The sequence below is a fragment of the Burkholderia sp. Bp9015 genome, from assembly GCF_003853505.1.
In the GTDB taxonomy this organism is placed as follows: domain Bacteria; phylum Pseudomonadota; class Gammaproteobacteria; order Burkholderiales; family Burkholderiaceae; genus Burkholderia.
The window spans coordinates 310,835-325,219 of sequence record NZ_QTPZ01000002.1 but is presented as its reverse complement, the minus strand read 5'-3'; the positions used below and the strand labels follow the sequence as shown (position 1 = coordinate 325,219).

Here is a 14,385-nt window from a genome sequence, read left to right as displayed (position 1 = left end):
ATGAACGGATCGGTTATACGGGGCGCGCGTACGTACGCGTTGCCGCACCCGGCGGGATGGATTCGAAACGGGCACGCACGCTCTCGTCTGCCCGATGTCGCCTGATCCGGCTGGCAGGCCGGGAACTGCCGACTCGACGAACCCTATTGCAACCGACCACGGCGCTTTCCGGGTTGATGCCAGTCAAGCCAGCCGCGCGAGAGGGCGCTTGACGCAGGTCAACCGCATTCGCCGGGGCGGCAATACAGTCGGTTCCAGCGCCCGCGCAAAGCGGTGCGTGACCGTATGCGGAATTCATGGCCGGACGAGGCATTGACGATGAAACGACGGGCATTGGCGATGAGTGTGCTCCTCGCGCTGGGTGCGTGTGCCGGGGCGGAGCGAACCGGGACATTCAGGACGATGGAAACACGACTGCTTGCGATGCGTCAGGCCGCCTCGCTGCAGTGTTCGACGCCGTCCGAGTGCGACCGGGCGTGGAGCCGCACGCGGCGCTACGTCCAGGATCATTCGTCGACCCGAATCACGCGATTCAGTGCGGACCGGATCGAGACGGCGCAACCGTATGTCGCCGGAGAAGTCTATCTCTGGGCGTCGCGCGCGGAATCGGGTGGCGGTGTCTCGGTGATCCGGCTCAAGGCGATGTGCAAGGGCATGTATGACAGCAACGGCGGCCCGGGATGGCAATACGATGCGTGCGCCAGGAAGATCCTTGAAATCGAGCAAGGCTTCCGGTCGGACGAAAACCCGCCGGGCTAGCGGCGGATGCCGTCGGTCCTCGGCAATGCGGCGCCTCGCCTCCCGGTCGGCCGGATGCCGGCCAGCGGCCGCCAGTTTCTTCTCGTGCCGGTTTCGCAACGGCTCCAAACCGTTGACCTCGGTCAACGCCTGCTCGCGGCGAGCACCGATGATGGAAGCGAATCCGAACGCCGCCGGCGTGTCGGTTCATCAGCGAGGTTCGCATGTACACGAATATCATGGTCGCCACGGACGGCAGTCCTTCGGCGCATCGGGCGCTCGAAGAAGGTCTCAGGATGGCCGGGTTGTGCGGCGCCCGCCTGTTCGCCGTGTTCGCCGTCGACAAGTCCACGCTGTTCGCCTACGGCGGCCGCATGGAGCCGGAAGCCTTGCTCGACGAAATCCGTAGCCACGGCGCCGCGATCCTGCGAGACGCCGACCGGACGATCTCGCGCGCGGCAGTCAACGGCGAGACGGACATCATCGAGACCGATTTCGGCGAGGACGTCGCGGCGCGCCTGCAGCGCTACGTCGTCGATCATTCGATCGATCTGGCCGTGATCGGCACGCACGGTCGGCGCGGGGTCCGGCGGCTGGTACTCGGCAGCGTCGCCGAAACTTTCCTCCGCGCATCGAGTTGCCCGGTCCTGCTCGTGCGCGGTGAGGATGCCGCGCCCGCGACGGTTGTGGCGGCCTAGTGTTGCTGTCGGCCAGTGTGCTAGCTGCACAGGTGATCATCATGCAGATATCGTTTCCTTCCGAACATCCGACGTATTGCGACCTCGATTCCGCGCTGAGCTTTCCGGCACTCGTCGAAGGCCGCCGCGTGCGCTGCGCGATCACCTCGGCCGCGCTGGAAGATCACTTCCGCGCGGCGTCGCCTCGCGAGCAGGATCTCGTCGACGCCTTTGCGCGCCATCGTCCCGCCATCGAGCGCGCTGCCCGCTGCCTGCTCGAAGAAATCGGCGGACGGCCGATCCTGCTTCACAGCGGCTATTTCCGCTTCTGTACGTAATCGGCCGCCGCCCTTGACGCGCATCAAGCGCGTGCCGGGGCGGGAGGGTACGCTGGATTTCGAAAGATCATTCGTCCCATGCGCGGCATGTGCTGTCGCGCCCCCCGATCTTCATTGCGGCCGCTGCTGTCGGGACGAGAGCGCCGGCCGTATGTCACCGCATCAGGAGTACGAACCATGAGCAACATGACGCGTTACGATCCGTTTTCGATCGAACCCGTATCCGACCTGTTCCAGGGGCTGTTCAGGCCGCTGCGCGGCATGGCGCTGGCAGACCAGCCCGATCTTGCATCGATGAAGATCGACGTCACCGAAAACGACAAGGCGTATACCGTCAACGCGGAGCTGCCCGGCGTCGCCAAGGACGATATCGACGTCCAGGTGACGGGCAATACCGTATCGATCCATGCGAAGGTCGAGCGCAATAACGAGCAGAAGGACGGCGAGCGCGTGATCCGTCGCGAGCGCTACAGCGGTGCGATCAGCCGCTCGTTCTCGCTGTCGGGCGACATCGACGATGCCAGCGCGACGGCGACGTATCAGGATGGCGTGCTGTCGCTGACGCTGCCGAAGAAGGCGCCGGTCGGGCAGAAGAAACTCACGATCAGCTGATCGGACGACGGACGACGGGCAACGGGCGATGCGGGCACGCGTCGCCCATCGGGTGGATCCGGCGCGCGGAGCGATCCGCGCGCCGCTTCGTTGGTGCGACCGAATCTGCCCTCACGCATGCGATGGCGTACTGCCGGGCCGGTAGCCGACCGTCTGCGCGAGGATCGGCAGCTCGTCCTCGTTCAGCCGCAACGCGTCGGCGAGCGTGCGGTGATTGATCCAGCCGCGCACGACCGTTCCGAGGCCGGCCGCCGCGCAGTACAGCGAGACGTTCTGTGCGATGGCGCCGGCCGCGATCGCCGAGAACACGTCGCGCTGCTGCAGCGGCATGTCGAGTATCGCGGCCGTCCGGACGACGTAGACGAGATCCAGCGGCGCGCGGCCGACGAAGTCCTGATAGCCCGTGAGGTTGCGCGCATCGACCGCGTGTTTCAGCACGAGCCGATGCGCGGGCGCATCGTAGCGATAGACGCCGTAAGGCAGCGCGACGTAGATGTCGATTTCATTGAATGCGTGCGCGGACGGTGCCGTACGACCGCCGCTCGCCGGGCGGTTGATGCCGTCGGCCGCCCACAGCATCGTGCCGAGCGTCATCGGCGGGAGCGGTGTGGCGGCGAATTCGCGGGAGCTCATTCGGGTCGCGAGCGCCGCCATCAGCGGCACGTCGCTGTCGAGCATCGGGCGCGGCAGGTCGACGATCGCCGGCGACTCGCCCTCGGGCGATGCCGGCTGCATCACGGGCGCCGGCGAATAGGCCAACAGCTGCTGTTCGGTCATGCGAGTCTCCTTGAAGCGTGATTGCGCGTGCCTGGAACGTCGCGCCTCGGCGATTTCACGATAAGACGGCCGGGCCGTAGCGGCTTGACTTCCGTCAAGCGGCGCACCCGCCGGCCACGACGTGCGGCGCGCGGCATACGTTGACCTGCATCAGCGATCGGGCGCCGCACGTGTGCAAATCTGGCTACGTGCGGCGGACAGGCACGCCGCGGCTCACAGGAGAGCAGACGATGAAAACCGACAAGCAGTTGAAGCAGGATGTCCAGGACGAACTGGAGTCCGACCCGTCGATCGATTCGACACGCATCGGCGTCGAGGTGACCGACCGGATCGTGACGCTTTCGGGGCACCCGCCGAGCTACGCGGAGAAGCTGGCGATCGAGCGCGCGGCGAACCGCGTGGCCGGCGTCAAGGCGCTCGTCGTCGACATGACCGTGCATCTGCCGGACGACGACGTGCGCACCGACGAGGACATCGCGAAAGCGGTGCGATCGGTGCTGCACTGGACGGTCGGGCTGCATGACGACGCGGTCAAGGTGCAGGTCGAGCGCGGCTGGATCACGTTGTCCGGCAAGGTCGACTGGGCATACCAGAGCCATCTGGCCGTGCGCGCGATCTCGCAGATGCGCAGCGTGACGGGCGTGACCGACCACATCGCGGTACAGGGGACGGTCGGTGCGGACGACATCGGCGGGAACATCAAGCGCGCGATCATGCGTCACGCGGAGCGCGAGGCGAAGCATATCGCGATCGACGTGCACGACGGCACCGTGCGGCTATCCGGCAAGGTCGGCTCGTTCTCCGAACGCAAGGCCGTGCGCGGTGCCGCGTGGTCCGCGCGCGGCGTGCGTGCCGTCGTCGACGACCTGGTGGTCGAGTAAGTCAGGCAGGCGCAGGCGCGATCCGCGGCGATCCAGGAGGGCGGCCGGATGACACTTTCAGGCGAACTTCACGAAACGGACTGGTCGGTCGCGATCGAGACGGTCGCGGCCGAAACGGGCGGCTTCCGCTGCCGGATCCACGTCACGCTCGAATCGCCGGACGGCATGTGCGAGCGGACGTTCGCGCACTGCAGGACGCATGCGACCGAGCGCGAAGCCGCGATCGACGCGCTGCGCGCCGGGATGACGTGGATCGAGATGAAGAAGTCGAATACCTTCACGGTCTGAACCGGTGGGCGGGGCGGGTCGACGAAGGCGTCGGTCACGTCGCGCGCTGCGCGCAGCCGCGCAGCGACGGGGGCCGTCGCACCGGCGACCGATACCGAGGCGCGACGCCACGACGCCGGGTATCACTCCACCTTGAGCGCGGAAAGCTGCAGGGCCTGGGCGAAGCGGGCCAGTGTGGCGATCGATCCCGTCACGCTTTCGTAGCGCTCGCGCCCGATCTGTCCGTCGAGTGTCACCAGCATGCCGGCGTCCCGGGCGAGCGCGACGAGTGCCAGCGTGTCGAGCGCGGCCGTGCCGGATGCGTCGGACGTGTCGGATGCGGCGGCCCGCATCCCCGAATCGGAACGATAGTCGGCGTGTGACATGACGGCTCTCCTGGTTGTTGTGCGATCGGCTTGCCGGTCGGCCGGTATCCGTGATTTCAGTATCGTTGCCGCGCGCCCCCGATTCAATCAGCGTGCCCCGAAGTCGAGGTAGGAATCGCACCCGTCTCGTCGGCGGATTCCTACACGGCGCGTGGCTTCGAAGACCCGTTGCAGCGTGCCGGCGCGCGTTCGCGACGCCGCGCATACCAGCTGCCTATCGCGTCCCAGATCGCCTCGGCGGATTCGCAATACGTGAACAGTTCCAGGTCGCGGCGGTCGATCATCCCTTCGTCCGCGAGAAACGCCAGGTCGACCGCGCGGCGCCAGTACGCCTCGCCGACGAGGACGACCGGCAGCGGCGCGATCTTGCGCGTCTGCAGCAGGGTCAGCACTTCGAACAGCTCGTCGAACGTGCCGTAGCCGCCGGGGAAGAAGACCGCCGCTTTCGCGCGCTCGAGCAGGTGCAGCTTGCGGATCGCGAAATAGTGGAACCGGAAGCAGAGCGCCCGCGTGATGTACGGATTGGGCGCCTGTTCACGCGGCAGCTCGATATTGAAGCCGATGCTCGGCGCGCCGCGCTCGTACGCCCCGCGGTTGGCGGCCTCCATGATGCCGGGGCCGCCGCCGGTGACGATCGCGAGCCGCGCGGTGCGCGTGCACCGGTCGGCATGGGCGACGATGCGCCCGAACGCGCGCGCGACGCGGTAATACACGCTGTATTCGACGAGCCGGCTGGCGATCGTGACGGCGCGCCGCCTGCTCGCGTCGTACGGACGCTCCGCGAGCAGGCGATTCGCTTCGTCCAGCCGCGCCTTCGCGACCGACGGCGCGACGATACGCGTGCTGCCGTAGATCACGACCGCATGGCCGATCCGTTCGTTCTGCAGGCGCTCCTCGGCTTTCCAGTAATCGAGTTGCAGCCGGATGCCGCGCATGCCGGAACCCCGCAGAAGGGTCGCGTCCGCTTCGGCCGAGGCGCGGTTCGGGGATGGGACGACGCGCCGCGCGCGGCGCGGGATGCGCGGGGTGGCGTCCTTGCCGACGACGGCATCGGGCCTCGCGCGTAGCCGTTTGCCGCGCATCTTCGCGATCGTCGCGGCGGGGGCTGGGCGGCGGCGTGCGTGGCCGCGTGTCATGCCGGCGGGCGCGCGTTTGACGAGGGTCGACATGAACGGAAGCGCCCCGCGACGGTCACTGGCTCAACACCCATTGCACGAGCCGATGCGCGTCGTCGCGAGACAGCGGGCCGCCGCGATCGATGGCGGACGGCATCGGCGTGTCGCCCCAATGCACACGGCCGCCGACGCGCAGCTTGCGTTCCAGCTGCGCAGCGGCATGCGGATCGCCGCGATAGCGCTCGGCGATCTCGTGAAACGACGGCCCGAGGAACGTCATGTCGGTCGTATGGCAGAACATGCAGTGCTGCGCGTTGACGAGTTCGGTCGGCTCGGGCACGGTCGTCTGCGCGGCGGCCGTGCCGGCTATCAGCGCAATCGCGCAGAGGGCGGCGCAACGCATGATGCTCATGTTCGTTTCCTTGTCGAGATCAGGAGAAGGAGATCACTTCGTCGAGCGGGCGACGCGGCGAATGCGGCGTATGCGGGCCGCGCCCGACGCGCAGCAGCAACTGCGGCTCGCCGCGCAGCCCGAGCATGTGGCGCAGGTGGGCGCGCAACCCGGCCGTCTCGATCGGCTGGTTCAGGTACGACGCGGTATAACCGGCGCGCGTCGCGACGAGCAGGATCCGCTCGAGCGCCTGCCCGGCAGCGAGCCACGCTTCGCGATCGTCGCGCACGGTCGCGATGCACACGATCAACGGCGACGCGCCGACGAGCTGGTGATGCAGCGCGGCCAGCCCGTCGCCGAGATCGAAGGTCCGTACCGCCATCGTCACGACGGGCGCGGCGAAGTCCAGCAACGTCGGCACGCCGGCCGCGAAAGCGGGCATGCCGTCCACGTGCCGGCGCGGGTCGATCCAGCTCGCCAGCTCGCGCCGGAAGCGCGGGTCCGAGAACTGCTGGCGGTCGGCCTCGGCAACCAGTTCGGCCACGCGCGCACGGTGCGCGAGCGCGTCGACGCACGCGACGTCGGCGCCTTCCGCGACGCCGGCCGCGATCAACTCTTGCTGGATCTCGTCCGGCACGGGCGTCGATTCGAAGGGGGCGCGCGTCGTGACGCGGTCAGGAATCGCATCGAACAGCGAGCCGACGGACGCATCGGAATAGCCGTCGTCGCAGACCCGGACCACCGCAAGGAGATCGGGGTCGACTTCGGAAGGAAACGTGGTGATCGTGTGGGCGAGCCCGGCGTGATCGAGCGCGACCCGCAGGTTGAGCAACGCCGCGCCGCAGCTGATGATCAGCTCGCGATCGAACGGATCGACCACCGGCAACGCGCGGACGCGGTCCGCGCACACGGAAATCGTGGCGCCGTTGACCAGGAAGCGCCACGGCTGGGAATTGTGACTGGACGGCGCCAGCACCGCGTAGCCCAGCAGCTCCCTCAGCTGCTGGTCGGGATGGGCGCTTGCAGCAAGCGGGGGAACGGATATCATCGATCATCTCCAGGTTGCCGCGCGGGCGGCGTTTCGCCACTTCATCGTGTCAGCAACCGTCCGGCGGCCGTTGACCCACGTCAAGCGCCTGTCATCGGGGCAAACGCACGCGGTGGCGGACGACTAGCCTGGAAAGCGAAGCGCGCGAAACCGGTCGCGCAGGGAGGCGAGCATGCTTGCGATGATGTTTGACGGCACGACCCCGCATTTGCGCGAAGCGCGCGTGCCGGAGCCGTCGCCCGCGGCGGGCCAGCTGCTGATCGACGTACACGCATGCGGCGTCTGCCGGACTGATCTCCACGTCGTCGACGGCGACCTCGCGCACCCGAAGCTGCCGCTGATTCCGGGTCACGAAATCGTCGGGACGGTGCGCAGGCTGGGCGAAGGCGCGACGGGCTTCGCCGTCGGCGACCGGGTGGGCGTGCCGTGGCTGGGCTCGACGTGCGGGCATTGCGCGTATTGCAGGTCCGGCCGCGAGAATCTGTGCGACAGCCCCGGATTCACCGGCTATACGATCGACGGCGGCTACGCCGAGCGCGTGGTCGCCGATCACCGCTATTGCGTGCATCTGCCGCAACGCTATTCCGATCTGGAAGCCGCGCCGCTCCTGTGCGCGGGCCTGATCGGTTATCGCACCCTGCGCATGGCGGGCGACGCGCGCCGCATCGGCATCTACGGCTTCGGTGCGGCGGCCCATCTCGTCGCGCAGGTCGCGCATTGCGAAGGACGCGAGGTGTTCGCGCTGACGAGGCCCGGCGACACGGCCGCGCAGCAGCTCGCGCTGTCGCTGGGTGCGGCGTGGGCGGGCGGCAGCGACGAAGCGCCGCCGGAGCCGCTCGATGCCGCGCTGATCTTCGCGCCGGTGGGGGCGCTGGTGCCGGCCGCGCTGCGCGCGCTCGACAAGGGCGGGATCGTCGTGTGCGGCGGCATTCACATGAGCGACATCCCGGGCTTTCCGTACGCGTGGCTGTGGGGCGAGCGCCGCATCGCATCGGTGGCCAACCTGACGCGTGCGGACGCGGTCGAATTCATGCGGATCGCGGCCGCGATGCCGCTGCGGGTCGAGGCGGTGCGCTATGCGCTGACCGACGCGAACCGCGCACTCGACGACCTGCGCGGCGGGCGCGTATCGGGCGCCGCCGTGCTGGGCATGCGCGGTTGATCGGCTCGACGGCGCCGCGGCGCGCTCAGATTTGCCGCAGGCCTTCCGAATCGACGATCCGGATCTGCTTGCCTTGCGCTGCGACGAGCCCCTTGTGCTGGAACTTCGACAGCATGCGGCTGACGGTTTCGAGCTTCATGCCGAGATATTCGCCGATCTCGTCGCGCGTCATTCGCAGCACGAATTCCGCGGCCGAGTAGCCGCGTGCCTTGAAGCGCGCGGACAGATTCAGCAGGAACGCGGCCACCCGCTGTTCGGCGCTCATCGTGCCGAGCAGCAGCATCTGCGAGGATTCGCGCACGATCTCGCCGCCCATCATCTGGTACACGTGGTGCTGCATCGGCCGCACTTCGCGGCACATCTGCTCGAGCTGGCCGAACGGGATGATGCAGACCGTGCTGTCCTCGAGCGCGATCGCGTCGCCGTTGTGGTGCCCGGTGTACACGCCGTCAAGCCCGAGCGACTCGCCGACGATCTGGAAGCCGGTGATCTGCTCGTCGCCGTCGCGATGCATCACGATCGTCTTGAACGACCCGGTTCTCACTGCGTAGATGCTGTTGAACGCATCGCCCGCGCGAAACAGCGTTTCGCCGCGCTTGACGTGGCGCGTCGTGCAGATCATCGCGTCGACGCGCGCGAAATCGTCGGGCGACAGATCGGACGGCATGCAGACGGTACGCAATGCGCACGTCGAACAGCGGGACGCGGCGCGCTTGGGCTGATCCGTCGGTTCGACGGGATGCAGCGGGATGAACGGGCGTAACGGCATGGTCGTCGAAACTTCGGCACTGCTGTGCATGATCGGCTCCAGTTCGGGGGCAGCGGCGGCTCGCCGTCGGGCGGGGTCGCGCTGGCCGTTGTACCGGCGGCTTTGGTCTCTGCCGCCTTCCTGTCGGGAAAGCCCCACCGGACGCGCCGGGAGACCGATACACCGGTCTCGTCGATGATGCTGCCTTGGGCTCCGGGAGGCACGTTTGTGCGTTTTTCTTGATGTGCAGTATGGATGTTGCGCAACGTCAAGAAAATCAGCCGGAATTGAAGTTGCAGTAGGTGAGATGGAAGTCTTGTAGGAGGTTTCCTACAGGGGCGCGGCAACTTGTCGCGAGCGTCGCGGGCGGGTGCGGGACGCTGATGAAGGGCGGGGCGCGGCCCGCGCGGGCCCGGCCGCCGTCACCGATGCCGTCGGGACAGCCGGGCGGGGCGCCGCCCGCGCCCGATGCCGCCGTCAGAGTTCGTCCGGGTCCTCGAACAGCTTGTGGCGCATCGCGTAGCGCACGAGTGCCGTGTCGTTCGGCATCTGCATCTTCTCGAGGATGCGCGTCTTGTACGTGCTGACGGTCTTGACGCTGACGCAGAGCGCCTGCGCGATCTCGGAAATCGACTCGCCGGTGGTGACGCGCCGGAACACGTCGAATTCGCGGTCGGACAGGCGCTGGTGCGGCAGGAGATCGGTCGGCTCGTTCAGGCTCTGCGCGAACTGCTCGGCCATGGTCAGGCTGACGTAGACGCCGCCGGCCGCGATCTTGGTCAACGCGGCGACCAGTTCGGCGCTGGCGCTTTCCTTGGTCATGTAGCCCGAGGCGCCCGCGCGGAATGCGCGCACCGCGTACTGCTGTTCGGCATGCATCGTCAGCACGAGGATATGCAATCCCGGCTTCTCGTCCTTGATCTGCTTGATGAGTTCGACACCGTTGCGGCCGGGCATCGACAGGTCGAGCACCAGCACGCTGGCATCCGTGTCGCGCATGAGCGCGATCGTCGAGGCACTGTCCTGCGCTTCGCCGACGACCTCGAAACCGCTCGCGCTCTGCAGGATGTGCCGAAGACCGTCCCTGACGAGTGCGTGGTCGTCGGCGATGAGTACCCTGATCATGACAGCACATCTCCTTGCTGGATGGCGTGAAGCGGCAGCGCCACGGTGATCGTGAATCCCGCACCCGGCCGGTTGTCGATCGTCACCGTCCCGTCGAGCATGTGCGCGCGCTCGCGGATCCCGATCAGGCCGAACGACGGGCGATCCTGCCCGTTGCGGGTGGGCTCCGGCGCGCCGTGACCGTTGTCCGCGATGCGCAGCATGCAATAACCGTCTTCCACTTTCAATGCCAGCGTCACGTTCGTCGCGTCCGAGTGTCGCGCGACGTTGGTCAGCGCCTCCTGCACGATGCGGAACAGCGTCGTCGCACCGGCGCCGGTGAACGCGGTATCGACGGGGGCGATGTCCCGCTCGACCGTGATCCTGTTGCGGCGCGTGAAATCGTTTGCAAGCCATTCGATCGCCGGAACGAGGCCGAGGTCGTCGAGCATCACCGGCCGCAGATCGGCCGCGATGCGCCGGACCGACGCAACGATCGAATCGATCAGGCGGTGCATGCCGCTCAGCTGCTCGCGCACGCCGGTGTTGGGGGCGACGATGCCCGCGAGCCCCAGCTCGACGGCCGACAGATCCATCTTGAGCGCGGTGAGTTGCTGGCCGAGGTCGTCGTGCAATTCGCGCGCGATCCGCGTTTTCTCTTCCTCCCGCACGTTCTGCAGGTTGGCGGACAGCTCGCGCAGTTCCTCGCGCGACCGCTTGAGCGCATTTTCCGCGCGCACCCGCTCGGTCACGTCGCGCAGCATGACCGTGTACAGCTTGCCGGTGCCGTCGCGAATCTGCGAGATCGACGCCTCGATCGGAAACTCGGTGCCGTCGGCGCGCAAGCCGAACAGCACGCGTTGCCGCCCCATCTGGCGCTCCGACACGCCCGTCACGCCGAACTGCTCGACGTGTCGCGCATGCGCGGCGCGAAAGCGCTCGGGGATGAAGCGGGACAGAGGCGCGCCGATCGCCTCCATCGCGCTGACGCCGAACACGTGTTCGGCGGCCGGGTTGAAGATCACGATCGTCTGACGCTCGTCGACCGTGATGACGGCCTCCATCGACGACCGGATGATGCCCATCATCCGGGCCTCGGTGGGTTGGCTGTCGCCGGCGGGGGCAAGCGCTCGTTTCGCGACGACCTGCCGCACGAGCGCGGCCAGCGTCAGCGAGAGCACGGTGCCGGCCAGCAGGACGGCCGTCGTCGGACCGGACGTGTCGGCGCGCGGCGCGCTGTAGCGCAGCGCGAGCGGCGTGCCGCCGAACGTCACGGAATCGGTGCGCCGGAACAGGTCGCCGGCGGCGTTCGAGTCGCCGGCGCCGAAGCCGCCGGCATACACCGGCGCGGCCGGATTGTCGGCCATGATTTCCACGCGCAGCCGATCGAGCACGGACGAATCGACGAGACGAGCCGGATTCAGCGCGGCATAAACGTATCCGGTCGCCGTGGCGTGCCGCGTCCCGGACGAAGCGAGGTTTTCAGCGTTCGCATAAATCGGCAGGTACAGCGTCAGCTCCGTCCGCGCGAGCGCGGCATCGGTGGCGTCCTGGATCGCGTTCGCGGCGAGCGCGACCTTGCCGGTTTCCGCCGCGCGCTGCAGCGCCTGCCGGGTCGCCTGATCGTCCTCCGCCGCGCTCGGCTCGATTCTCCCGAGGCTGCGGACCGGCGACTGCAATTCGTCCGGATTCAGACTGTCGAGATAGCGGCGCCACGCCGCTCCGGATTGCGGCGCGGGCAGGGTCGACGCGAAGCCGCGCGCGCCGCGCAATACGGCAGCCGCACCGAGGAGGCTGCGCCGGAGGTCGGCCGTCGCGAGGGTCGCGGTTTGCGCGAACCTCGCCTGGGCGGCGTGCTGCGCCCCGTTCTGCAGTACGCGGGATGCCGCGAACGTTGCAGCCAGGCCAAGCGCCAGCGTCAGCAGCGCGGCCGCGGCTGCATATCGGGCGGGCCGAATCCGGTGTGAAGCCGGTCCGGCCTGGGGGGGAGGCGCATTCACTGTCATTGCCGTTCATCCTGACGGATTTCGTCGACGGCTGGCTGGCGGCGGGCCGGACGGGGGGCACGAAAGGCGGAGCGGGACGCAACTGCGATATCGCACGGAATTGTGCGCGTTTTGCCGACGTTCGCCAATCGGGACCGATGCGCAAGGGGGCGGCGCCGCGCGTGTTTGACCCGCGTCAACGGAGCGCCGCCTGCGAGGATCAGACTGGTTTCACGAACCGGTCGACCCCTGACGACAATTGGGAGGCGTCATGTACCAAAGGATCTTTGCGGCACTCGACGGCAGCCGTGGCGCGCGCCTCGCGCTCGACGAGGCGATCTCGCTCGCCCGCGAGTCGGGCAGTCTGGTGATCGCCATGTGCGTGGTGTCGGATGGGCCGCGGCTGGCCGACGTCGACAGCGGTTATATCGACCGGCGCGACCCGGCCGGACTGGATGCGGACAAGGCCGCGATCGCGCTCGCGGATGCGGAAACCGCGTTCCGGTTGTCGGGTGTACGCGGCATCGCGCAAACGATCGACGCGTGCGGAGAGAACGTATCGGACGTGCTGGCGCGTGCCGCCGCCGAATGCGACGCGGACCTGATCGTGATGGGCACGCATGGCCGGCGCGGCGTGCGCCGCGCGTTGCTCGGCAGCGTCGCCGAATCGCTGGTGCGTATCGCGGACCGGCCGGTGCTGGTCGTACGGGAGGGGCCGGGCGCGTGTGCCGGCATGTTGTGACGGTCGTGACGGGACGAGGGCAGCCGCGAGCGGCTGCCCCGTTTTCGTTCGCTCAGTGAGACAGCAGGACCGGCACCGTCATCGTTTCGAGGATCGTGCGCGTCGCGCCGCCCAGCACGCGTTCATGCATGCGCGCATGGCTGTACAGGCCCATCACCAGCAGATCCGCATGCAGGTCGGTCACCCGGTTCAGCAGCGTCGCGCCCACGCTCACAGGCCGTTCGCGCGGCGTGCTCGAGAACGACGCGCGAATGCCGTGCCGTTCGAGATACGCGGCGACGTCGACGCCTGCCGGCGTCTTGTCCGGATCGGGTTGCCCGCGGGCGACCGTCTCGACGTTGACGAAACGCGCGCGGGCGAGCAGCGGCAGCGCGTCGGCCATCGCGCGGGCGGCTTCGCGCCCGCCGTCCCAGCCGATCAGCACGTTCTCGCCGAGCGTGCGCACGTCGCCCGCGTACGGCACGACGAGCGCCGGGCGTCCGCTGCCCATCACGACGTCCTCGACGAAGTGACGTGCGACGTAGGTCAGGCGGTCGTCGGGGTTTTCCTGGCCGAGCACCAGCAGATCGGCGTGGCGCGCGTGCAGGACCGCGGCCTCTGTCGCGTTGCCGGTCGGCGCCCGCCATTCGACGCTGCGTCCGGCGCGTTCGGCGGCGCTCAGGAATTTTTCTTCCGCTTCCTTGCGCCGCTGTTCGCACAGGCGTTCGTAGACGGCCAGCTTCAGCGGTTCGTCCGGCCGCCGCAACGGCTCGAGGAGGTCCTGGCAGACCACGTAGAGGCCGATCAGATGGGCGTTCCAGCGTCCCGCGAGTTCGAGCGCGAGGTCGACGCGCGTCGCACAGCGCTCGCTGTCGTCGAGATGGACGAGCAGGGTCTTGTAGCTCATGACGGCTCCTTTTCGGTTGATGCCGCGGTGGTTTCGGCGGGCGCCTGCGCGGCGCAGCTTGCCGGTATCATCAGGACCGGGCACGTGGCCTGACGCAGCACGCGCTCGGCGACGCTGCCGAGGAACAGGCGCCGGAAACCGCGCCGGCCATGCGTGCCCATCACGATCAGGTCGGCGCCGGTCTCGCCGGCGAGACCGACGATCCGGTGCGCAACGTCTTCGCCGGCCGGCGCGACGTTGTAGATCTGCGACGTGCCGGCCACGTCGCGCGCTTTCATGCGGCGTGCCGCATCCTCCGTGACACGCAGTCCTTCCTCGCGAAATGCATCGATCAGGATCGACGGATCGTATCCGTACGTGTCGTAGGCCGGCACCAGGAAGTCGACGACGTAGACCGGGGTCAGCCGCGCACCCGTCTCCGCCGCGAGGTTCAGCGCGGCGTCGAGTGCGCGGGACGACGTATCGCTGCCGTCGAGCGCGACCAGAATGTTCGAGTACATGACGTTTCCCTTCAACGGATGCCGATGG

The 14,385-nt window shown here is 68.2% G+C and carries 18 protein-coding genes; 8 read left to right on the top strand and 10 right to left on the bottom strand.

Annotated elements, in window-relative coordinates; genetic code table 11:
* Nucleotides 1–318 precede the first annotated feature (318 nt).
* The 4 genes from DIE12_RS03880 (at nucleotide 319) to DIE12_RS03865 (ending at nucleotide 2,365) form a co-directional block, all read left to right on the top strand.
* Nucleotides 319–759 carry a hypothetical protein gene (locus tag DIE12_RS03880; protein WP_124519763.1) on the top strand — a complete coding sequence of 147 codons (441 nt, stop codon included), beginning with the start codon at nucleotides 319–321 and terminating at the stop codon, nucleotides 757–759.
* 203 nt (nucleotides 760–962) lie between these two features.
* On the top strand, nucleotides 963–1,436 hold the full coding sequence (locus DIE12_RS03875; RefSeq protein ID WP_124519764.1) for a universal stress protein: 474 nt from the start codon (nucleotides 963–965) through the stop codon (nucleotides 1,434–1,436).
* Between the two features lie 41 nt (nucleotides 1,437–1,477).
* Nucleotides 1,478–1,753: a DUF1488 domain-containing protein gene (locus tag DIE12_RS03870; RefSeq protein ID WP_124519765.1), complete on the top strand. Its 276-nt coding sequence runs from the start codon at nucleotides 1,478–1,480 to the stop codon at nucleotides 1,751–1,753.
* 177 nt (nucleotides 1,754–1,930) lie between these two features.
* Complete coding sequence (locus tag DIE12_RS03865; protein WP_124519766.1) at nucleotides 1,931–2,365, top strand: Hsp20/alpha crystallin family protein; 435 nt, start codon at nucleotides 1,931–1,933, stop codon at nucleotides 2,363–2,365.
* A gap of 111 nt (nucleotides 2,366–2,476) precedes the next feature.
* Here DIE12_RS03865 and DIE12_RS03860 read toward each other — a convergent pair whose 3' ends face one another.
* Nucleotides 2,477–3,142, bottom strand: a complete 666-nt coding sequence (locus tag DIE12_RS03860; protein ID WP_124519767.1) for a nitroreductase family protein — start codon at nucleotides 3,140–3,142, stop codon at nucleotides 2,477–2,479.
* Nucleotides 3,143–3,372: 230 nt separating this feature from the next.
* Between DIE12_RS03860 and DIE12_RS03855 the strand changes: the two genes are divergently transcribed.
* Entirely contained in the window at nucleotides 3,373–4,023 is a 651-nt protein-coding gene (locus DIE12_RS03855) for a BON domain-containing protein (RefSeq protein ID WP_059452433.1), read from the top strand.
* Between the two features lie 48 nt (nucleotides 4,024–4,071).
* Nucleotides 4,072–4,311: a hypothetical protein gene (locus DIE12_RS03850; protein ID WP_124519768.1), complete on the top strand. Its 240-nt coding sequence runs from the start codon at nucleotides 4,072–4,074 to the stop codon at nucleotides 4,309–4,311.
* 122 nt (nucleotides 4,312–4,433) lie between these two features.
* On the opposite strand, the gene DIE12_RS03845 is transcribed toward DIE12_RS03850, so the two are convergent.
* The 4 genes from DIE12_RS03845 to DIE12_RS03830 form a co-directional block, all read right to left on the bottom strand.
* Nucleotides 4,434–4,676 carry a hypothetical protein gene (locus DIE12_RS03845; RefSeq protein WP_124519769.1) on the bottom strand — a complete coding sequence of 81 codons (243 nt, stop codon included), beginning with the start codon at nucleotides 4,674–4,676 and terminating at the stop codon, nucleotides 4,434–4,436.
* Nucleotides 4,677–4,816: 140 nt separating this feature from the next.
* A complete protein-coding gene (locus tag DIE12_RS03840; protein WP_124519770.1) occupies nucleotides 4,817–5,845 on the bottom strand; it encodes an LOG family protein in 1,029 nt (342 codons plus the stop codon).
* Between the two features lie 22 nt (nucleotides 5,846–5,867).
* Nucleotides 5,868–6,203 (bottom strand): c-type cytochrome, encoded by a 336-nt coding sequence (locus DIE12_RS03835; protein ID WP_124519771.1) that lies wholly within the window; start codon nucleotides 6,201–6,203, stop codon nucleotides 5,868–5,870.
* 19 nt (nucleotides 6,204–6,222) lie between these two features.
* Entirely contained in the window at nucleotides 6,223–7,230 is a 1,008-nt protein-coding gene (locus DIE12_RS03830) for an Acg family FMN-binding oxidoreductase (RefSeq protein WP_124519772.1), read from the bottom strand.
* A gap of 172 nt (nucleotides 7,231–7,402) precedes the next feature.
* Between DIE12_RS03830 and DIE12_RS03825 the strand changes: the two genes are divergently transcribed.
* Nucleotides 7,403–8,392, top strand: a complete 990-nt coding sequence (locus tag DIE12_RS03825) for a zinc-dependent alcohol dehydrogenase family protein (protein ID WP_124519773.1) — start codon at nucleotides 7,403–7,405, stop codon at nucleotides 8,390–8,392.
* A 25-nt stretch (nucleotides 8,393–8,417) separates the two neighbouring features.
* Here the strand turns inward: DIE12_RS03825 and fnr are convergent, their stop codons facing one another.
* The 3 genes from fnr to DIE12_RS03810 all read right to left on the bottom strand — a co-directional run bounded on the left by fnr (nucleotide 8,418) and on the right by DIE12_RS03810 (nucleotide 12,250).
* Nucleotides 8,418–9,191: a fumarate/nitrate reduction transcriptional regulator Fnr gene (gene fnr, locus DIE12_RS03820; protein WP_124519774.1), complete on the bottom strand. Its 774-nt coding sequence runs from the start codon at nucleotides 9,189–9,191 to the stop codon at nucleotides 8,418–8,420.
* A 426-nt stretch (nucleotides 9,192–9,617) separates the two neighbouring features.
* The gene (locus DIE12_RS03815; protein WP_124519775.1) at nucleotides 9,618–10,265 is read right to left on the bottom strand and encodes a response regulator transcription factor; all 648 of its coding nucleotides are present in this window, start codon (nucleotides 10,263–10,265) and stop codon (nucleotides 9,618–9,620) included.
* Nucleotides 10,262–12,250, bottom strand: a complete 1,989-nt coding sequence (locus DIE12_RS03810) for a PAS domain S-box protein (RefSeq protein ID WP_124519776.1) — start codon at nucleotides 12,248–12,250, stop codon at nucleotides 10,262–10,264. The genes DIE12_RS03815 and DIE12_RS03810 overlap by 4 nt, the downstream gene beginning before the upstream one ends.
* Before the next feature lie 250 nt (nucleotides 12,251–12,500).
* On the opposite strand from DIE12_RS03810, the gene DIE12_RS03805 reads away from it, so the two are divergent.
* Nucleotides 12,501–12,971, top strand: coding sequence for a universal stress protein (locus DIE12_RS03805; RefSeq protein WP_124519777.1), 471 nt, complete (start codon nucleotides 12,501–12,503; stop codon nucleotides 12,969–12,971).
* Nucleotides 12,972–13,023: 52 nt separating this feature from the next.
* Here DIE12_RS03805 and DIE12_RS03800 read toward each other — a convergent pair whose 3' ends face one another.
* Nucleotides 13,024–13,857: a universal stress protein gene (locus DIE12_RS03800; RefSeq protein ID WP_124519778.1), complete on the bottom strand. Its 834-nt coding sequence runs from the start codon at nucleotides 13,855–13,857 to the stop codon at nucleotides 13,024–13,026.
* Nucleotides 13,854–14,357 carry a universal stress protein gene (locus DIE12_RS03795; protein WP_124519779.1) on the bottom strand — a complete coding sequence of 168 codons (504 nt, stop codon included), beginning with the start codon at nucleotides 14,355–14,357 and terminating at the stop codon, nucleotides 13,854–13,856. Before DIE12_RS03795 ends, DIE12_RS03800 begins: the two co-directional genes overlap by 4 nt.
* Nucleotides 14,358–14,385 lie beyond the last annotated feature (28 nt).